This window comes from Streptomyces sp. NPDC001508 (assembly GCF_040298665.1).
GTDB lineage: Bacteria > Actinomycetota > Actinomycetes > Streptomycetales > Streptomycetaceae > Streptomyces.
The window spans coordinates 1-16,761 of sequence record NZ_JBEPAP010000058.1; the positions used below are offsets into that span (position 1 = coordinate 1).

General features: G+C 71.4%; 22 protein-coding genes and 1 pseudogene. 16 read left to right on the forward strand and 7 right to left on the reverse strand.

The genetic code is table 11. From position 1 onward, the window contains the following. Positions 1-92: 92 nt before the first annotated feature. The 4 genes and pseudogenes from ABT245_RS35435 to ABT245_RS35450 form a co-directional block, all read right to left on the reverse strand. Complete coding sequence (locus ABT245_RS35435; protein ID WP_351741976.1) at positions 93-1,073, reverse strand: AraC-like ligand-binding domain-containing protein; 981 nt, start codon at positions 1,071-1,073, stop codon at positions 93-95. Positions 1,074-1,231: 158 nt separating this feature from the next. Continuing rightward, positions 1,232-1,645: pseudogene (locus ABT245_RS35440) on the reverse strand (IS982 family transposase); the annotation flags it as partial. A 3-nt stretch (positions 1,646-1,648) separates the two neighbouring features. Beyond that, complete coding sequence (locus ABT245_RS35445) at positions 1,649-2,014, reverse strand: hypothetical protein (protein WP_351741982.1); 366 nt, start codon at positions 2,012-2,014, stop codon at positions 1,649-1,651. A 1-nt stretch (position 2,015) separates the two neighbouring features. Continuing rightward, a complete protein-coding gene (locus tag ABT245_RS35450) occupies positions 2,016-2,501 on the reverse strand; it encodes a TetR/AcrR family transcriptional regulator (RefSeq protein ID WP_351741985.1) in 486 nt (161 codons plus the stop codon). A 1,355-nt stretch (positions 2,502-3,856) separates the two neighbouring features. On the opposite strand from ABT245_RS35450, the gene ABT245_RS35455 reads away from it, so the two are divergent. The 12 genes from ABT245_RS35455 to ABT245_RS35510 all read left to right on the forward strand — a co-directional run bounded on the left by ABT245_RS35455 (position 3,857) and on the right by ABT245_RS35510 (position 10,479). Continuing rightward, a complete protein-coding gene (locus ABT245_RS35455) occupies positions 3,857-4,162 on the forward strand; it encodes a gas vesicle protein GvpO (RefSeq protein ID WP_351741988.1) in 306 nt (101 codons plus the stop codon). A 27-nt stretch (positions 4,163-4,189) separates the two neighbouring features. Continuing rightward, complete coding sequence (locus tag ABT245_RS35460; protein WP_351741991.1) at positions 4,190-4,621, forward strand: gas vesicle structural protein GvpA; 432 nt, start codon at positions 4,190-4,192, stop codon at positions 4,619-4,621. 3 nt (positions 4,622-4,624) lie between these two features. Further along, the gene (locus tag ABT245_RS35465; protein WP_351741994.1) at positions 4,625-5,338 is read left to right on the forward strand and encodes a GvpL/GvpF family gas vesicle protein; all 714 of its coding nucleotides are present in this window, start codon (positions 4,625-4,627) and stop codon (positions 5,336-5,338) included. Next, a complete protein-coding gene (locus ABT245_RS35470) occupies positions 5,338-5,595 on the forward strand; it encodes a gas vesicle protein GvpG (RefSeq protein WP_351741996.1) in 258 nt (85 codons plus the stop codon). Before ABT245_RS35465 ends, ABT245_RS35470 begins: the two co-directional genes overlap by 1 nt. A gap of 82 nt (positions 5,596-5,677) precedes the next feature. Next, a complete protein-coding gene (locus ABT245_RS35475; protein WP_351741998.1) occupies positions 5,678-6,334 on the forward strand; it encodes a hypothetical protein in 657 nt (218 codons plus the stop codon). Then, entirely contained in the window at positions 6,327-7,064 is a 738-nt protein-coding gene (locus ABT245_RS35480; protein WP_351742001.1) for an SRPBCC family protein, read from the forward strand. The genes ABT245_RS35475 and ABT245_RS35480 overlap by 8 nt, the downstream gene beginning before the upstream one ends. A 1-nt stretch (position 7,065) precedes the next feature. Next, positions 7,066-7,548, forward strand: coding sequence for a gas vesicle protein (locus tag ABT245_RS35485; RefSeq protein ID WP_351742003.1), 483 nt, complete (start codon positions 7,066-7,068; stop codon positions 7,546-7,548). Beyond that, positions 7,545-8,384, forward strand: coding sequence for a GvpL/GvpF family gas vesicle protein (locus tag ABT245_RS35490; RefSeq protein ID WP_351742005.1), 840 nt, complete (start codon positions 7,545-7,547; stop codon positions 8,382-8,384). Before ABT245_RS35485 ends, ABT245_RS35490 begins: the two co-directional genes overlap by 4 nt. After that, positions 8,381-8,626, forward strand: a complete 246-nt coding sequence (locus ABT245_RS35495) for a gas vesicle protein (RefSeq protein WP_351742007.1) — start codon at positions 8,381-8,383, stop codon at positions 8,624-8,626. The genes ABT245_RS35490 and ABT245_RS35495 overlap by 4 nt, the downstream gene beginning before the upstream one ends. Beyond that, positions 8,623-9,030 carry a gas vesicle protein K gene (locus ABT245_RS35500; protein WP_351742009.1) on the forward strand — a complete coding sequence of 136 codons (408 nt, stop codon included), beginning with the start codon at positions 8,623-8,625 and terminating at the stop codon, positions 9,028-9,030. Before ABT245_RS35495 ends, ABT245_RS35500 begins: the two co-directional genes overlap by 4 nt. A 64-nt stretch (positions 9,031-9,094) precedes the next feature. After that, positions 9,095-9,556: a hypothetical protein gene (locus ABT245_RS35505; protein ID WP_351742012.1), complete on the forward strand. Its 462-nt coding sequence runs from the start codon at positions 9,095-9,097 to the stop codon at positions 9,554-9,556. A 425-nt stretch (positions 9,557-9,981) separates the two neighbouring features. Further along, on the forward strand, positions 9,982-10,479 hold the full coding sequence (locus ABT245_RS35510; protein ID WP_351742014.1) for a Rieske (2Fe-2S) protein: 498 nt from the start codon (positions 9,982-9,984) through the stop codon (positions 10,477-10,479). 3 nt (positions 10,480-10,482) lie between these two features. On the opposite strand, the gene ABT245_RS35515 is transcribed toward ABT245_RS35510, so the two are convergent. After that, complete coding sequence (locus tag ABT245_RS35515) at positions 10,483-11,127, reverse strand: cysteine hydrolase family protein (RefSeq protein ID WP_351742017.1); 645 nt, start codon at positions 11,125-11,127, stop codon at positions 10,483-10,485. A 74-nt stretch (positions 11,128-11,201) separates the two neighbouring features. Here ABT245_RS35515 and ABT245_RS35520 point away from each other — a divergent pair, with 74 nt between their 5' ends. Beyond that, a complete protein-coding gene (locus tag ABT245_RS35520) occupies positions 11,202-11,669 on the forward strand; it encodes a pyridoxamine 5'-phosphate oxidase family protein (RefSeq protein WP_351742019.1) in 468 nt (155 codons plus the stop codon). A gap of 71 nt (positions 11,670-11,740) precedes the next feature. On the opposite strand, the gene ABT245_RS35525 is transcribed toward ABT245_RS35520, so the two are convergent. Then, a complete protein-coding gene (locus ABT245_RS35525) occupies positions 11,741-12,643 on the reverse strand; it encodes a LysR family transcriptional regulator (RefSeq protein WP_351742021.1) in 903 nt (300 codons plus the stop codon). Positions 12,644-12,717: 74 nt separating this feature from the next. On the opposite strand from ABT245_RS35525, the gene ABT245_RS35530 reads away from it, so the two are divergent. Beyond that, complete coding sequence (locus tag ABT245_RS35530) at positions 12,718-13,647, forward strand: DMT family transporter (RefSeq protein ID WP_351742024.1); 930 nt, start codon at positions 12,718-12,720, stop codon at positions 13,645-13,647. Between the two features lie 178 nt (positions 13,648-13,825). Here the strand turns inward: ABT245_RS35530 and ABT245_RS35535 are convergent, their stop codons facing one another. After that, positions 13,826-15,157 carry an aminotransferase class I/II-fold pyridoxal phosphate-dependent enzyme gene (locus tag ABT245_RS35535; protein ID WP_351742026.1) on the reverse strand — a complete coding sequence of 444 codons (1,332 nt, stop codon included), beginning with the start codon at positions 15,155-15,157 and terminating at the stop codon, positions 13,826-13,828. Between the two features lie 36 nt (positions 15,158-15,193). Between ABT245_RS35535 and ABT245_RS35540 the strand changes: the two genes are divergently transcribed. Both ABT245_RS35540 and ABT245_RS35545 read left to right on the forward strand, forming a co-directional pair. Further along, the gene (locus ABT245_RS35540; RefSeq protein WP_351742028.1) at positions 15,194-15,877 is read left to right on the forward strand and encodes a pyridoxamine 5'-phosphate oxidase family protein; all 684 of its coding nucleotides are present in this window, start codon (positions 15,194-15,196) and stop codon (positions 15,875-15,877) included. Continuing rightward, complete coding sequence (locus tag ABT245_RS35545; RefSeq protein WP_351742030.1) at positions 15,877-16,509, forward strand: FMN-binding negative transcriptional regulator; 633 nt, start codon at positions 15,877-15,879, stop codon at positions 16,507-16,509. The genes ABT245_RS35540 and ABT245_RS35545 overlap by 1 nt, the downstream gene beginning before the upstream one ends. Positions 16,510-16,761 lie beyond the last annotated feature (252 nt).

The window sequence follows — 16,761 nt, forward strand, 5'->3', positions numbered from 1 at the left end:
TACGTCTGCCCACGACCAGGGTGGGTTCATCCGATCCGCCCAGGGATGAGCGGTTCACAACGTTTCGCGAAGATCATTTCGCTGAGAAAACCTCACTCGGCGACACCGTGCGCTTGGTTGCGGTAGTCCCTTGGCGGGATGCCATAAGCGGTGCGGAACGTGCGAGTGAAGTCGGCTGCCCTGGGGAAGCCCCAGCGGGCGGCGACGGCGTAAATGGGAATGGCGCGCATCGCGGGATCGGCGAGGTCGCGGCGCACGCGTTCCAGGCGCTGGCTGCGGATCCAGGCGGTCACCGTGTCGTCTTCCTCTTGGAAGAGGCGGTGCAGGTAGCTGATGGAGATGTGGTGCGCGGCGGCGATGGCACGCGGGGTCAGATGCGGGTCGTGCAGGTGCTGCTGGACGAAGGCGCGGATGCGTAGGACGAGCGCCTGCCGACGGGTTTCCGGTGGGAGCGAGTTGCCCGAGTCCAAGGCATGGGCGATCAGTGCGGACACCAGATCGACCACGACGGTCCCGAGCCGGGGTCCATCGGAGGGTTGGTACGAATTCGTGCCTCTCGCCAGCTGGGTGAGCAGCTGTGCCAGCAGGAAGCCGAACCCGTCCTGCGCTGACAGCCGCAGCCGGGCCGCCTGGTCGGACTGGTTGCGGGGCAGTGGCAGCAGTGCTTTGGGGACTTCCAGCCCAACTCCCGTGTGCAGGCCGACGTCGTCGCCCCCGTGGATGTCGACGGGCCGCGAGGTGTCGACGACACAGAGACTGTCCGGCCCGTACACGGCCTCTTCCTCGCCCCGGACGGCGCGCAGCGCCCCGCCCAGAGGCAGGGAGATATGCAGCCCCTCGGGATCGGACTGCCGGATCAGTTTCGGCGTCCGCCGAAAGCACAGTGGCTGGAAGGCTGTCGGCCACACGGATACGGCACCGAGGTCGAGCAGGCGCTGGGAAGCCCGGAAATCCGCCCAGTGGTCACTGCGCAGCTCCAGTGGAGCATGGGTCTGGCCGACCAGTTCGCGCCAGGAGTCGAACCGGTCGGCCGGGGGCAAGTCCTCGCTGCGGAACACCCTTTCGATCAGCATCTCGCGTCCCTCCCCGTCGTGCGAGTCCCCGAACCGTTTGCCTCCTGCCCCTTGATGAGGGCAAGGCAGGAGTGCACCATCCACCGATACACACCTGATGAATGCCCTGGCGGAGGCGGTTCCACCTGTCCGGAGTGTCGGCCGTGTCAGCTGATTGTGTCGGCGGGAAGCGGCTGCCCGGCCCGGATCAGGTGGTGATCGCGTTCCGGTAACGCCGTCGTCGCCTCTCGCTCGCCGGGCTTGGGGCCGGCCAGGCCCCAGGTGGCTGACATGCCCTCGGCGGTGGTCGGCAGGTACAGCCGGAAGCCCCAGGAGAACGCAAGTGGCTGCGGCAGTGTCCGTAGCCGGCGTGCCCGGCAGGCTCGGAAGGTTTGACCGTCTCGTGGGAGACCGCGCACGGCAGCGGGGTGGAGTCGATCAGAGTTGAAGCCCAGCAGCGCTTGCGTCACGGCCAGGCACAGCAGTTCCGCGTCCGACGGCTTCGGCGGTCGCCCGATCCGGCGACGAGGCGGCACGTGGTCGTCGATGAACACGTACAGGGCCGCCAGAAGGGCGTCCAAGCCTGAAGTCACGGTTCAGCCGCGGGCGATGGACCGTTCGATGAGGGCCACCGTGGCGCGGGGGTCGTCGACCTCGATGACGAGGCGGTCGTAGCTTTCGGCGTCGGCGAGTTCGATGACGACCGCCTTGTCCGGGTTCTTCACGTCCCAGAAGAGGCGTTCACCGTCGCGGCGGAAGCGGCCGGCGGTGATCACACCGGGGAAGTAGGTGCCGCCGACGCGGATGCCCTTCGGTTCGCGGGCGATACCGGGGTCGTGGGTGGCGCCACGCACATGGGCGAGGGGGATTTCCAGGCGGCTCTTGAGAGTCCAGAGCTTGTCGAGGCCCTGGAATTCGGCGGTCAGCAGGCCGCGTTCGCGGTCGATGGAGATCAGGGCCATGTCAGTGCTCCTTGGGGGCGGTCGGCTGGGCGCGCAGGCGCAGGCGGGTACCGAGGACGGTGCAGGCGAGTTGAGGGGCGGCGTCACCGTGGGAGGGGCGCAGGGCGTCCTCCAGAGCGGTGACGCCTTCCGCGACCAGCGCGGCAACCTCTGGGTCGTGGGGGGCGCGTTCGGCGGCGGCAAGGAGGAGAAGTCCGGCGGCCGGGCCGTTGTCGTACGAGGCGATGGCTGCTGTCAGTGCCTGCGTGGGGTCGATGAGGGTGGCGATGGCGGCGGTGGTCGGGTGGATCTCGTGGTCGAGGTGGTTGCGCAGGGCGGTCAGATGCAGGCCCCGTTTGGAGCCGAAGACTTTGTAGAGACTGCCTCGGTGGACGCCGGTGGCTGTGACCAGGTCGTCCACCGAGGTGCCCTCGTAGCCGTGGGCGGCGAAGAGGGCGGCCGCGGTACTGATGGCCTGATCGGTGTCGAAGGCGCGTGGTCGTCCCATGCCCATGACCGTATGCGATTAAAGAACGACCAGTCAAGAACGATCGTTCTTTTACGGGAGGCGCAGGGAGGCCGACTCTTCTCCGGGGACGTCCCTGGCGATGCTGCGGTGCTGTTCCGCATCCGGCGGTCGCGAACGTCTTCGCGCAGGGACCCGGAGCTTTGCGGCGGCGGCCTGCTGCCCACCTGGCGGCAGATCGGGCCGACGGACGGCATTCGCCGTGGCCGCGACCAGCACACACATCGGACTCACCTATCCCGCGGGACCAGCCTCCCCGCGTCCCCACCGCCGCCCCGATCCGCTGCCCGTCCCCGCCGCACGCCCGGGCTTGCCAAGGGGACCGCGCCATCGCCGCACCCTCTGAACACGGACTCGGCTGCACTCACCGGATGGCGTCCCGCCGAGTGGTGTAGCCGATCAAGGGACCAGAACTCGCAGGCCACAGCGGGAACTTCGAACGACCGGGGCGCTCCCGGCGCCTGACCGGGCCGCTTCGCGTGCCGAGCCCAACGGAGAGATCCTCGCGAGCCAGGTTCCGGAGGGCGAGGCGCATGATCGCTTACACCACCCGGCGGGACACGACCACTCACCGCGAGAGGACGCCCCGCCATCCGGACACAACTGCGCAGGAGCAACCGACTGAACACCCGTCATGAAAAGCGCTCACACGCTCAGCCCCGCGTCGGCCGCTACGACCGGGAAAGGGCACGCGGCCTGATCCGTGCCTTGGGTCGAGTCCAAAACGCCGGCTTCCTGGGCCGAAGCCCCCGCGGCCAAGTCGACAAGGAAACCCTGCGGACTCGCCTCGTCCTCAGCAGCTTTCTGCGCTCAAAGCAGCAGGAGACCCAGCGGGGAGCGCAGCGTCCAGCTGTCGAACTGGGTATCCCTCATCCCAGGCCGGGGATGCCTGACGTCCGCCGTAGCGCTTGTCCGCCTGATCATCCCCGTCGACGAGGTCACCGCGGCCCGGCACCCGCACAAGGCTCGGGCGGCCCCCGACCGTCCACTCAAGCTCACAGGCTCGCCCTACGGGACGTGGGGCGAGTCAACCTGGGCCGAGGCCGCCGACGCGGCTTCCGGTGGGCAGTCGTGCAGGTGCTCGCCCACGTCTCTGTGGCGGTCACGGTGGCTCAAGTCGCGTCCTCAGTGCCCGCGCTGACGTGCTTCGGGCATGGATCCGGTAGTGACGGGCACGCGATCCCTACACAAAGAGCAAGCCCCGGAAACGGCCGGACAGGTCTCGACGCCGCTGCGCGAGGACGCCGCCGACCCGCCGAGTGCGTACGGCTACGACGTCCCGTACCGCGCCGCGGCTCCGGCCACCCCTTCTTCTTCCACGAGGCTACGGACGGACGATGACGAGAACCGAGAGGAACGACGCAGGCGACAGCGGAAGCGAACGCGAACGCATCGGCGCTGCCGAAGCGATGCGCCGCGCCGCTGCCCAACTCGCCGAACTGCTCGGCAGGGAACCGGACTCGGTGTCCGCGATCAAGAGGACCGACGACGGTTGGACCGCCTCCGTGGAGGTCGTGGAGATCGAACGCGTTCCGGACACGTCCAGTGTCATGGCGTCGTATCGCGTCGACATGGACGACCGGGGCGAACTGACCGGCTACGAGCGCGCGCAACGCTACGCGCGGGGCCGGGTCGACCGATGAGGCACGAGAAAGAAAGGGAGTAGCACCGTGAGCATAGTTCAGCAGTCCAGTGTTCCGACGAGCGGTAGTGGTTCGGGGAATCTCTACGACGTCCTGGAACTGATACTCGACCGCGGTCTCGTCATAGACGCCTTCGTCCGGGTTTCCCTGGTCGGGATCGAAATACTCAAGATCGACGTTCGCGTCGTCGTAGCCAGTGTGGACACCTATCTGCGCTTCGCCGAGGCGTGCAACAGGCTCGACCTGGAGTCGGGCCGCAACAAGCCCTCCGGCCTCACCGATCTCGTCGGCGACTCCATGGAGCGCGGCGCGAGGGGCAAGAGCAAGGGAGCGCTGACCGGAGCGGTCGAGGCGATCACCGATTCCCTCCAGAGCCACTCCGACGGTGAGGGAGAGGGCGAGCGCGCCGGCAAGTCGACGTCGTCGAGCCGCCGTACGACCCGCCGCCGGGAGGAGTAGTCCATGCCCACCTACGTCTACGCGATCACCGCGTCCGACCATCCGCTCCGCGTCGACGCCTTGAACGGGGTGGGCGAGCCCGCCGCCACGGTGCGTACGGTGCGGGCCGGGGAACTGACCGCGGTCGTCAGTGACGCGCCCGACGGCCTCCGGGCCAAGCGCAGGGATGTGGCCGCGCACCAGGCCGTGTTGGAGAGCCTGATGGCCGACGGCGCCGCGCTGCCCATGCGGTTCGGGCTCGTGGGACCGGATGACGCGCAGGTGGCGGCGGTCCTCGACGACCGCCGGGAAAGCTACAAGGAACTGCTTGCGCAGCTGGACGGCTGTCTTGAGTTCAATGTGAAGGTCTCGCGGGACGCGGACGATCTGCTGAAGGAGATCGTTCGCGCATCGGACGAGATCCGCCGGCTGAACGAGTTCACCCGGGAGAACCCGGACGCGCAGAACGAGAAGATGCGCCTCGGTGAACTCATCGCCGAAGAGGTCGAGGCCCGCCAGGAACGGGAAGCGAAGGAGATCACCGAGCGGCTCTCCCCCGCCGCGCTCGACACCGTGGTGGGTGAGGCACCGCAGGACGCCTTGCTGAATGTGTCGTTCCTGGTGAAGCGCGACAAGGCCGCCGCCTTTTCGCAGGCCGTGCACGAGGAGGCCGCGCTGCACGGCGATGCGTACACGATCCGGCTGAACGGCCCGCTCCCGCCGTACAGCTTCGTCTGATGGGGCTCATCACTCAGCTCCTCACCCTGCCGGTGGCCCCGGTCCGCGGATTCACCTGGGTGCTCGGACAGGTGCTGACGGTCGCCGAGCAGGAATATTACGACCCCGGCCCGGTACGCGGGCAACTGGCGGAACTCGAAAGGGAGTTCGTCGCGGGGCGAATCTCCGCCGAGGAATTCGACCGGCGCGAGGACGAACTGCTCGACACGTTGGAGTCCATCCAGTACGAGCGATGGCGACTCGGCCTCGATCGATGACATCGCACGGCCCACGGATCCACGGGGAAACGAGTGAACGGGTGAACGGCCCTCTCATACCGGAGAACGAGGTGCGCACCAGATGATGCCCCACAACGTCCAGATAGGCGCGGCCCTGGTAGGAGGCTACGTTCTCGGACGTACGAAGAAAGCCAAGGTGGCCATCGGACTGGGGATGGTACTGGCCGGCAGGAAACTCAACCTCGATCCCAGGCGGTTGGGGTCCGCGCTCAGCAACTCCCCGCTGCTGGAGGGCTTGGACGACCAGGTCCGCCGGGAGTTCCTCGACGCCACCAAGTCCGCCGCCACTTCCGCGCTCACTCGGCGGATCGGCGGCTTTGCCGACTCGTTGCACGAGCGCACGCTGCGGCTTGAGAACGGTGGCGGCCATGGGGAGGCGGCGAAGCCCGACTTCCCGCGCGAGGACGCCGACGCACGCGACGAGGACGCCGACGCGCGTGAAGACGCCGACGCGCGTGACGAATCCGCGGGCGGCGCCGCGAAGGGTCCGGCGAAGGGCTCCGCGAAGGCCAAGGCGGCGCCGCGCAGAAGCCCGTCGAGCACAGGTGCTCCTACCTCCGGCGCCGCGAAGAAGACGGCGTCCGGCGGCACCCGCAAGGCGTCGTCCAGCGGCACCGGCAAGGCATCGTCCGGCGCGCGGAAGTCCGCCTCGTCCGCACGCAAGGCGGTCTCCGGTACCGCCCGCAGGACCAGCCGCGGAGGTGGCGGCCATGGCTGACCCGGCGTTCCGCGCGCTGCGCGAGGAGATCATGGCCAGCCCCGCCGCCGACCGGCTCAAGGAAGAGCTGCGGAACTATCTGCTGGCCCGCGCCGCGCACACGGTGACCGCTCTGGGCCGGCGTCGTCTCAAGAACACCCTGGGCCGGCGTCATCTCAAGAACTCCCTGAAGGACAAGGCGAAGGGGGCGCTCGGGAAGAGCCCGGGGAGCGGCCAAGGCACGGCCAAGGCCGTCACCATCAGCGAGGACATCGACGTCGGCGTGCCGGTGCGGGAGGCGTACGACCAGTGGCCGCGGTTCCAGGAGTTCTCCGCCTTCGCCAAAGGTGTCGTGAGTGCCGATGAGGCCGACGACACCTCCGGCGACCGGACGGTCAAGGCCGCAAAGCCGACCCGGAGTTGGACCGCGCACATCACGGAGCAGGTGCCCGGCGAGCGCATCGCGTGGTCGACGCAAGGCGCCAAGGGCGCCGTGAAGGGTGTCGTCACCTTCCACGCGCTGACCGACAACCTGACCCGGGTGCTGATGGTGCTTGAGTACGTCCCCAAGGGGCTGTTCGAGAAGACCGGCACCATCTGGCGTGCGCAGGGCAGGCGGGCGCGGCTCGACCTCAAGGCGTACCGCAGGTTCGTCATGATGCGAGGAGCGGCCACCGACGCCTGGCGCGGCGAGATCCGCGACGGCGAGGAGTCCGAGGACGCCACGACGATCAGTACGAGGGTGAACTGACATGCGCGACTCACTGGCCGGCCGTACGGGTGGGTCCCCTGCCGCAGCCCCCTACGGGCCGCCGGCGCAGGGTGGCTCCGCCAACCTCGCGGACATCCTGGAACGCGTCCTCGACAAGGGCGTGGTCATCGCGGGGGACATTCAGATCAACCTGCTCGACATCGAGTTGCTGACCATCAAACTGCGGCTGCTCGTCGCCTCCGTGGACAAGGCGAAGGAGATGGGCATCGACTGGTGGGAACACGATCCTTCGCTCTCCTCCCGCGCCGGTGACGACGCGCCGGACCGGCAGATGACGGCGGGCCACGCGGGCGGCCGTGCCCGGACGGCCGCGCCGGCCGGGAGCACCGACGGTCAGGCCGCGGAGATCGCCCGGCTGCGCGCCGAGGTCGCGGAGCTGCGCGCGGCCACGGCCCTCCCCGGGGCCGAGACCACCGACGGCGAGCGGGAGCCGTACAGGCCCGAAGGGAGCGAGGAGCGATGACGACGGACCGTAAAGCCGGCACCGTCTCCTACCTGTACGCGGTGTGCCGCGCGAACGCCCCCGACCCGCCGTTCGTGCCCGACGCGCCCCCGGCGCCGGCGGGCGGGACCGGTCTGCGGCTGGTCCGGCACAACGGGCTCGCGGCCGTGGTGGCCTCCGTGCCCGCCGAGGAGTTCGGCGCCGAGGGCCTGGAAGCCCGCCTGAACGATCTGGAGCGGCTGGAGGCTCTGGCCCGCGCGCACAACGCGGTGGTGGACGCCGTGCACAGCCGTGCCACCGTGCTGCCGATGCGGCTCGCGACGGTGTATCTCGACGACGCGCGCGTGGCCGGCGTTCTGCGTTCCGACGCCGATCGGTTCCGGCGGCTCCTCGACTGGCTGGACGGCCATGAGGAACTCGGTGTGAAGGTGTACGCGACCCCGGTGCCTCCGCAGCGGCCCGCGGCCGCCGGCGCTGCCTCGCAGCCGCCGCACGCGGGGGCCGGCGCCGACACTCCGGGGCGTGCGTATCTCCGTCGCCGCCAGGCGCAGCGGCGCGGCCACCGCGAGGCCTACCGTGCCGCGGGCGAGGTGGCGGCACTGCTGCCGCAGACGGTGTCCGGGCTTGCGCGGGCACGTGCGGCGCACCGCCCGCAGCAGGCCGGCCTGGCTCCACGGCCGGGCGAGAACATCGCCAACGAGGCGTATCTCGTGGCGCGTTCGGACCGCGCGGCATTCCGTGCCGCCGTCTCCTCGCTGGCTCAGGGAGTGCCGGGGGTGCGGGTCGAGGTGACGGGCCCCTGGGCTCCGTACTCGTTCACGACAGACGTCGACCGGGGAGAGGCGGAAGTCCGATGACCACCCTGCCTTGGGACATCCCGGCGGCCGGCGCGCGGCTCGACGGCTTCGAGGAGGAATCGCTGTCGGGTCGTGAAGTGGCCCTGATCGACCTGCTGGACCGGCTCCTGTCCGGCGGTGCCGTTCTGACCGGGGATCTCGTGCTGTCCGTCGCGGACGTCGATCTCGTCCACATCAACCTGCGCGCGGTCATCAGGTCGATCACCGGCGAGGAGCCGTCGCCCTGGGTGCGTGAGCCATGACGGCGGAGCACGACGACTTCGCCGCGGTCGCGCGGTCGGCGGCCCGCGCCTTCGGCCTCGTGCCCGCGCCCCCTCAGGAGGCAGGCGGGGGCACGGAACCCGGCTCGCGCGGCGGGGACATCGCCCAGCGGCTGCGCACGGACCCGGAGACGGTGGAACGCGACCTGATCAAGTTGGTCCTCACCATCGTCGAGCTGCTGCGCCAGCTCATGGAACGCACGGCCCTGCACCGGGTGGACCAGGGCGACCTGGACGAGTTCCAGGAGGAGCGCGTCGGCATGACGCTGATGATCCTGGAGGACCGCATGGCCGAACTCTGCGAGCGCTACGGGCTGACGATGGACGACCTGAACCTGGACCTCGGTCCGCTCGGGTCGCTGCTGCCGCACGGCCAGGGCGGCTGACGCCATGGCCCCGGCCCGCCGTCCCCGCCGGTTTTACGGGCCGTTCAGCGGCAAGACGCACATCATGGCTACCGAAAAGAACAAGGATTCGAGCAAGGGCCCGCAGGCCGCGCGTGCGCGCACTGCGGGCAGCGCCGGCACCGCCCGCAAGAAGGCGCAGGCCGCCGTGGGGCAGGCCAAGAGGAGCGGCGCCGATTCGGCGCGGCAGTCCAAGGAGTCCGCGACCGCGGCGAAGAAGGCCGCCGAGTCCGGCACCACGGCGTGGGGCGCGGCGGCCTCGCAGGCGGGACGGGCCGCCGCCGCGGGCGTCGAGTCGACCCGACGGACCACGGCCGCCGCCGCTTCCGGTGTCGCCTCGGGTGCCACGACCGCCTGGACGGTGGTGAAGCACCGCAAGATGGCCGCGATGGGCGTCGGCGCGGGACTCGTCACCGTGCTGGGTGCGACGTTCGCGGCGGGCAGGGCCACCGCGCATCCGGCCGCCAAGGGTGGCCTCCTCACCCGTGTGACCAACGGCCGCGTGTGACACGCTCGCTCGGGAGCACCGGACCGCCCAGGACCGCACGGGCCCCGGACGACACCCGACTCCGCCCCTGTCTTCGGCCGCCCCGGTTCCGGGGCGGCCGAAGTCGTGTGACGGGCGCATCGACGAGGGCGGTTCGCTCGAACCGGTCACTCGCCACGGCGACGCTCGGCGCTGCCGCGGCCAGAAGGCGCCGCCCCGCCCGCGGGTCACGGCCACCGGACGTACGACGGCGCGTACGGGGCGGCCGGCCAGGCGGCCGAGACCGCCTGCCTGGACCGCACCGCGTACTGGACGAACCGCTTCCAGGAACTCCCGGGTCCCTCACACCTCCCCCGCGGGGATCTCTGCCGAGTCTGAACGGGCGGCCCCTGCGGGCCGTACCCCTTGACGGATCACGAGACAGCTCCGCGGAAGGGAATCCCCTCATGACCAGCGCATCGCTCGAATCCGGGGCGGGGCCGGCCCGCCGTACCGTCGTCGCGGCGGCCGGAGCGACGGGGCTCACCCTCGTTATGGCCGCCTGCGGATCGGACAGCGACTCCGGCTCGTCCGACTCGGCAGGTGGCACCGACGTGCAAGGCGACGGCGCGTCCACCGGTGGCGGTTCGGGAGGCGGCGAGAACGCCGCGGCCGGCGGCACCGTGCTCGCCAAGACCTCCGAGATCCCGGAGGGCGGCGGCAAGATCTTCAAGGGCCAGGGCGTGGTGGTCACGCAGCCGACGGCGGGCCAGTTCAAAGCGTTCTCGTCGACGTGCACCCACCAGGGGTGCGCGGTGGGCAGCGTCTCCGACGGCGCGATCGTCTGCCCGTGCCACAACAGCAGGTTCTCCGTCGCCGACGGTGAGGTGCAGGGCGGCCCGGCCACCCGGCCGCTGCCCGCCAAGAACATCACGGTGTCCGGTGACCAGATCACGCTCGCGTGAGGCTCAGGCCCCGCGGCGTGGCCGTCTGAGGCAGCCCAGTACCTCGTCGGTGGTCGCGACCGTGGCGACCAGCGCGAGGGTGTGACGGATCATCGCGGGGATGTAGTCGGCGGGCACCCCCGCGATGGCGTCGGCGGGCACGACGGCGGTGTAGCCGAGGTTCACGGCGTCGAAGACCGCGTTGGGGATCGCCACGTTGGCCGAGACACCGGTGACGATCAGCGTGCGGCAGCCCAGATTGCGCAGCAGCGCGTCGACTTCGGTGCCCTGGATGGGTGACAGGCCGTGCAGGCGTCGTACGACGATGTCCTGCTCGGCCACCTCGATCGGGGGTGCGACGCGCACCGCGGTGGTGCCGGACAGCTGCCGCACGGGAAGCCGTTCGGCCGCGCGGAACAGCCGCGCGTTGCGGCCGGCGCCCCGGCCGTCCGGGCGGCGCTCGGCGATGGCGTGGATCACCTGGACGTCGCCGTCGTGCGCGGCGGCGACGAGCCGGGCGACATGGCCGAGGGCGCCCGACGAGCGGGCCGCCCTGGCGAGTTCGGGCAGCGCCCCGTCGGGGCCCACGACACCCTGCTGGCACTCCACGGTGAGCAGCACGGTGACCGTGGGATCGAGGAGTTCACTGAGCCGTTCGCAGGACGGCACGATGCCCCCTTTCGCCGAGGTGCGGGGCGGGCGAGACTAACGAGCATTGCCCGAGAGGGGAAGAAGGGGGCCGTATGACCGTCGCTCAACGCCGGGGCCGGAAGATCATGATGACGCCCGGTGAACTGGACGAGTTCCTCACCGGCCAGCGCACCTGCCGGGTCGCCACCGTCTCCGCGGACGGCGCGCCGCACGTCAGCGCGCTCTGGTTCGCCTGGGACGGCACCTCGTTGTGGCTGTACTCGGTGGTGCGCAGCAAACGCTGGTCGGAGCTGCGCCGCGATCCGCGGGTGGCCGTCGTGGTGGACTCGGGCGAGGAGTACGACCAACTGCGCGGCGTGGAGCTGTCCGGGACCGTGGAGTTCGTCGGCGAGGTGCCGCGCACCGGCGAGCTGTGCGCCGAACTCGACACCCCGGAAACCCTGTTCGCCCGCAAGAACTTCGGCCTCGACGAGCTGCCGCACGACGGCCGGCACGCCTGGGCGCGGCTGACCCCGGAAAAGATCGTCTCCTGGGACTTCCGCAAACTGGGCCTGCCCTAGGGCGTGTTCCGAAAGTCCCGTCTGGCCCGCGACGCTACTTTCGAAACACGCCCTGGGGCGGTTCGCCGGGTTCAGCCCACCGTTTCGGCCGCCATGCGCAGCGCCTGGACCGCCGCTCGGATCGACGGGCGGCGGTCGGCGTCGGCCCGCCAGACGACGTACACATGGCGGCGCACCCGCTGGGTGAGCGGGACCATGACGACGCCGGGCGGTACCGGGTGGCGGCCCAGCCGCGGGGCGATGCACACGCCCAACCCGGAGGCGACCAGGCCCAGTTGGGTGTGCGTCTCGGCGGCGCGGTGGCCGACGACCGGTTCGACGCCGCGCGAGCGCAGCGTGAAGATCAGCCACTCGTGGCAGAACTCGCCCTCGCCCCAGGTGATCCACTCGTCGTCGGCGAACTCCCCGAGGTCCACCTCCGCGCGCTGCGCGTGCCGGTGGCCCGCGGGCATGGCGACATCGGCGGGATCGTCCAGCAGGGGCGCCTTCACCAGCCCGTCCGGGACCGGCATCGGCTTGTTGTACCAGTCCAGTACGACGGCGAGGTCGAGGTCGCCGCGCACCACTCCGGCGATGCCGCTTTCCGGTTCCAGCTCGCACGAGCGCACCCGCAGGGCCGGATGCCGGGCGCGCAGGGCCGCGAGCGCGGTGGGGAACAGCCCGCGGGCGGCGGTCGGGAACGCGGAGAGCCGTAGCTCGCCGACGACCTGCCCGCGGTGCGCCTCCAGGTCGGACTGGGCCAGCTCGACCTGGGAGAGGATGCGTGCCGCGTGCTCGGAGAGCAGCCGGCCCGCGTCCGTGAGGCGCACGCCCCGCCCGTTCTTGGCGAGGAGTCGCTGCCCGACCTCCCGCTCCAGCTTGCCCAGTTGCTGCGAGACGGCGGAGGTGGTGACGTGCAGCGCCTCGGCCGCCCCGCTGACCGAGCCGTGCCGGGCGAGGGCGTCGAGGGTGCGCAGGCGCTCCAGGTTCAACATGTAAGCAATACTAAGAGGTATTGGGTGAGCATTCTCGATTGTGCTAAGAGGTGGGCTCCAGCATCGTTGCGTCCATGACCACCGTCACCCCCGCCCGGACCGGGGCCCGCCCCGCCGCCGTTCCCCGCGCCCGCCTCGACTGGCGCCTCCGGTTCGGCGCGCTGTCGCTGATCTGGGGCTTCAGCTTCCTGTTGATCAAGGTGGGCACCAAGGGCTACGCACCGTTCCAGGTCACGCTGGGCCGGCTGGTGTTCGGTGCGGCGGTGCTCGTCGTGGCGATGGCCGTGAAGCGGGAGCGGCTGCCGCGCGGCCCGCGCACCTGGCTCCATCTGACGGTTGCCGCGTTCCTGCTGAACGCCCTGCCGTTCTCCCTGTTCGCGTACGCGGAGCTGACGGTCCCCTCCACGCTGGCCGGCATCTGCAACGCCACCTCGCCCCTGTGGGGCATGGCCCTGTCCCTGGTCGCCCTGTCCGAGGACCGCCCGACACGGCTGCGGGTCGCGGGGCTCGGCCTCGGCTTCCTCGGGGTCCTGACCGTCCTCGGCGCCTGGCAGGGCTTCCACGGTCTGGACGCCACGGGTACGGCGATGGCGCTGCTGGCGTCGCTCAGCTATCCCGTCGGCTGGATCCACGTCCGCCGCACGCTGGCCGGGACGGGCGACTCGCACCTGTCGATGACCGGTGCGCAACTGCTCCTGGCCACGCTCCAACTGGCCGTCGTCACGCCCCTGTTCACATCCTTCCCGAGCCGCTTTTCGCTGGTCCCGCTGCTCGCCGTCGCCGCCCTCGGTGCGCTCGGCACCGGGCTGGCCGTGCTGATCCAGTACGGCCTGGTCGCCGAGGTCGGGCCCACCACGGCCCAGATGGTCACCTATTTCATCCCGGTCATCGCCACCGCCGCCGGCGTCGCGATCCTGGACGAGTCACTGACCTGGACGACACCGGCGGGCGCGCTGATCGTCCTGGCGGGCGCCGCCCTCACCCAGGCGCGCCCCGCGCACTGAGCGCGCCGCTGGGTGTGCCGCGCTGGGCCGTCGGTCGGCTGCGGCGCCGTTGCGGCTGATCGCGCCCGCGCGGCGGAGCCGCATATCGATACAGCCCCGCGGCCCTTTCGCGGCGTTGTCGTCCCCGCAATGAACTTCGCCGGGGGCCTGCTCAGACGTAGCTTCGCGAGGGGCCTGCTCAGACGTAGCTTCGCGAGGGGCCGGGCGCCAGGGCCGCGGCGACGGCGTCCGCCAGCGGGACGGTTTCCTGCTCGGTGAGCGTGGAGACGGTGATACGGATGGCGGGCGGGGCCGCGAGACGGAACCGGGCGCCGGGGGCGACGGCCCAGCCGGCGTGCAGAAGGCGGGCGACCGCGCCGGTCTCGTCCGGTACGGGGATCCAGACGTTCATGCCGCTGCGCCCGTGGGCGCGGATCCCGCGTTCCGCGAGCGCGTCGACGAGCGGGTCCCGACGGGCCCGGTAGGCCGCGGCCACCGCCGGTCCGTCCACCGTGCCGTCCGTCCACAGCCGGACCACGGCCCGCTGCACCAGCCGGCTGACCCAGCCCGGCCCCAGCCGCTGTCTGCCCGTCACCCGGTCGACCGTGACGGGGTCGCCGGTGAGGACGGCGAGGCGCAGATCGGGGCCGTACGCCTTGGCCACCGAGCGGACGAAGGCCCAGTGGTGCGTGCCGCCGGCCAGGGGGTGCAGCGGCAGATCGACGATGCCGTGGCCGTGGTCGTCCTCGATCAGCAGGGTCTGCGGGTGCGCGCGCAGCACGGATCGCAGGGCACGCGCGCGTGCGGCGCTCACCGAGGCGCCGGTGGGGTTCTGCGCACGGTCCGTGACGATCAGCGCACGCGCGCCGGACTCCAGGGCGCGCCGCAGCCCGTCCACGAGCGGCCCGTCGTCGTCGACACCCACGGGAGCCGTGCGCAGCCCGAGCGCGGGCACCAGGTCCAGGGTGCGACCCCAGCCGGGGTCCTCGACGGCGACCGTGTCGCCCGGTTTGAGGTGGGCGACGAGTACCCGTTCCACGGCGTCCAGCGATCCGGACGTCACCGCGAGGGGCCCGTCCGGCACACCGTCGGCGTCGAGTTCGGCCCGTGCGATCCGGGCCAGTTCCGGCTCCACCGGCCCGGCGCCGTACAGGACCGGCTCCCTGTCCCCCGCCGCCGCGACCGCCGCGAGGGCGGGCGCGAGCGGTGGCAGCAGCGCGGGGTCCGGGTTGCCGTCGGACAGGTCGCGCACCCCGGGCGGCACGGCCACCTCCAGTTGCTCACGACCGGTCGTGGCCGGCTTGGGCCGGATCCGGCTGCCCCGGCGGCCGGCGGTCTCGATGACCCCGCGCTCACGCAGGGTGCGGTAGGCGGCGGCCACGGTGTTCGGGTTGACGCCCAACGTGGCCGCCAACTCCCTCATGGGCGGCAGCAGTCGGCCCGGCTCCAGGCGGCCGTCGCCCACCGCGCGCTCGACGCTGGCGGCGATCTCTGCTGCGCCACGGCCTTCGATCGGATACTCTCCTAGCACAAACCACATTATGCACTAGTGCAATGGAGAGGCGCCATGCAGGGGCCCCAGCAGACACCGCCACAGTCCGCCGCCTACACCCCGACCGACCGCACCGTCCCCACCCGCTCCGCGGACCGGGCGTCGTACGACCGCGACGTGGTGCACGCGATACTCGACGAGGGCTACGTCTGCCACCTCGGCTTCGTCCGCGACGGCGCGCCCGTGGTGCTGCCGACGCTGTACGCCCGGGTCGGCGAGCGGCTGTACGTCCACGGCTCCACCGGATCGCGCCCGCTGCGGATGACGGGGCAGGCCGGCCCCGGGCTCCCGGTCTGTGTGACGGTGACCCATGTCGACGGCCTGGTCCTGGCCCGGTCCGCCTTCCACCACTCCCTCAACTACCGCTCCGTCGTGGTACACGGCATTGCCCACGAGGTCACGGACCCCGAGGAGCGGCGGCTGGCCCTCAACGCGCTGGTCGACCACGTCGTCCCGGGCCGCGCGGCGGACTCCCGGCCCGCCGACAAGAAGGAGCTGGCCGCCACCGCGGTGATCCGGGTGGACCTGGACGAGGTCTCCGCCAAGCTCCGCACCGGCGGCGCGAACGACGAGCCCGAGGACCTGGGCCTGCCGCACTGGGCGGGCGTCGTCCCGCTGCGCAAGGGCTACGACGCCCCGCTCCCCAACGCCGACCTCGCCGCCGGCGTCGAACTCCCCGGCTACCTCAAGGCCCTGTGATGCTGATCCACCCCTGGGACGCGCCGCACGAGGACACGGAATGGCAGACCTGGCTGGCCGCGCACGACTTCGGTCAGCTCGCGGTCAACGGCCTGCCCGGCGAGCCGCCCTGCGTCCAGCCCCTCCACTTCGCCTACGACGCCGACCGCGCCGAGGTCGTCACCCACCTCGCCCGCCCGAACCCCCTGTGGGCCGCGCTCCAGGCCGATCCGCAGGTGCTGCTCAGCGTGGTCGACGACTACGTGTACGTCCCCGGCCCCTGGCAGGCCGCCCCCGGCACCCCGGCCGAGCACGGCGTCCCGACCAGCTTCTACGCGGCCGTCCAGCTCCGCTGCACGGCCCACGTGGTGGACGACCCCGCCGAGAAGGCCGACCTCCTCAACCGCCAGCTCGGCCACTTCCAGCCCGCGGGCGGCTCGGCACCCGCGACACCGGACGGACCGCCGTACGGCAGGATGCTGCCCGGCATCCGCGGGCTGCGCCTCGAAGTGACCGACGTACGGGCCAAGTTCAAGTACGCGGGCCAGAAGCCCGAGGAGATCCAGGACCGGATCGCCGCGGCGCTGGCACGCCGCCACGGCCCCCACGACAGCGCGGCCCGCGAACACCTACTGCACCGCCGCAACCCCTGAACTCCCGCCCGGCCGCACACCGATGCCACCCGGACACCGGGGAACCCGCCGGGACACCGCTGGACACCCGCGCACCCCGGACACACGGGAAACCCGACGGACATCTCGGGAGACCGACCAGACGCCCGAGGACGCCCCCGGACACCTCGGGGAACCGCCGGGCGTCAAAGGATCTGCCGCGCGCTTGTGGACCGGCCGGGCGGCGGTGCGGTTCGCCCGCGGGGGCCGGGTCGACGGACCGGTCGGGGTAAG

Coding starts and splice junctions, on each gene's coding strand:
- ABT245_RS35435 (WP_351741976.1), bottom strand. CDS start 1,073: ATGCTGATCGAAAGGGTGTTCCGCAGCGAGGACTTGCCCCCGGCCGAC.
- ABT245_RS35445 (WP_351741982.1), bottom strand. CDS start 2,014: ATGGCCCTGATCTCCATCGACCGCGAACGCGGCCTGCTGACCGCCGAA.
- ABT245_RS35450 (WP_351741985.1), bottom strand. CDS start 2,501: ATGGGACGACCACGCGCCTTCGACACCGATCAGGCCATCAGTACCGCG.
- ABT245_RS35455 (WP_351741988.1), top strand. CDS start 3,857: ATGACGAGAACCGAGAGGAACGACGCAGGCGACAGCGGAAGCGAACGC.
- ABT245_RS35465 (WP_351741994.1), top strand. CDS start 4,625: ATGCCCACCTACGTCTACGCGATCACCGCGTCCGACCATCCGCTCCGC.
- ABT245_RS35470 (WP_351741996.1), top strand. CDS start 5,338: ATGGGGCTCATCACTCAGCTCCTCACCCTGCCGGTGGCCCCGGTCCGC.
- ABT245_RS35475 (WP_351741998.1), top strand. CDS start 5,678: ATGATGCCCCACAACGTCCAGATAGGCGCGGCCCTGGTAGGAGGCTAC.
- ABT245_RS35480 (WP_351742001.1), top strand. CDS start 6,327: ATGGCTGACCCGGCGTTCCGCGCGCTGCGCGAGGAGATCATGGCCAGC.
- ABT245_RS35485 (WP_351742003.1), top strand. CDS start 7,066: ATGCGCGACTCACTGGCCGGCCGTACGGGTGGGTCCCCTGCCGCAGCC.
- ABT245_RS35490 (WP_351742005.1), top strand. CDS start 7,545: ATGACGACGGACCGTAAAGCCGGCACCGTCTCCTACCTGTACGCGGTG.
- ABT245_RS35495 (WP_351742007.1), top strand. CDS start 8,381: ATGACCACCCTGCCTTGGGACATCCCGGCGGCCGGCGCGCGGCTCGAC.
- ABT245_RS35500 (WP_351742009.1), top strand. CDS start 8,623: ATGACGGCGGAGCACGACGACTTCGCCGCGGTCGCGCGGTCGGCGGCC.
- ABT245_RS35505 (WP_351742012.1), top strand. CDS start 9,095: ATGGCTACCGAAAAGAACAAGGATTCGAGCAAGGGCCCGCAGGCCGCG.
- ABT245_RS35510 (WP_351742014.1), top strand. CDS start 9,982: ATGACCAGCGCATCGCTCGAATCCGGGGCGGGGCCGGCCCGCCGTACC.
- ABT245_RS35520 (WP_351742019.1), top strand. CDS start 11,202: ATGACCGTCGCTCAACGCCGGGGCCGGAAGATCATGATGACGCCCGGT.
- ABT245_RS35525 (WP_351742021.1), bottom strand. CDS start 12,643: ATGTTGAACCTGGAGCGCCTGCGCACCCTCGACGCCCTCGCCCGGCAC.
- ABT245_RS35530 (WP_351742024.1), top strand. CDS start 12,718: ATGACCACCGTCACCCCCGCCCGGACCGGGGCCCGCCCCGCCGCCGTT.
- ABT245_RS35540 (WP_351742028.1), top strand. CDS start 15,194: ATGCAGGGGCCCCAGCAGACACCGCCACAGTCCGCCGCCTACACCCCG.
- ABT245_RS35545 (WP_351742030.1), top strand. CDS start 15,877: ATGCTGATCCACCCCTGGGACGCGCCGCACGAGGACACGGAATGGCAG.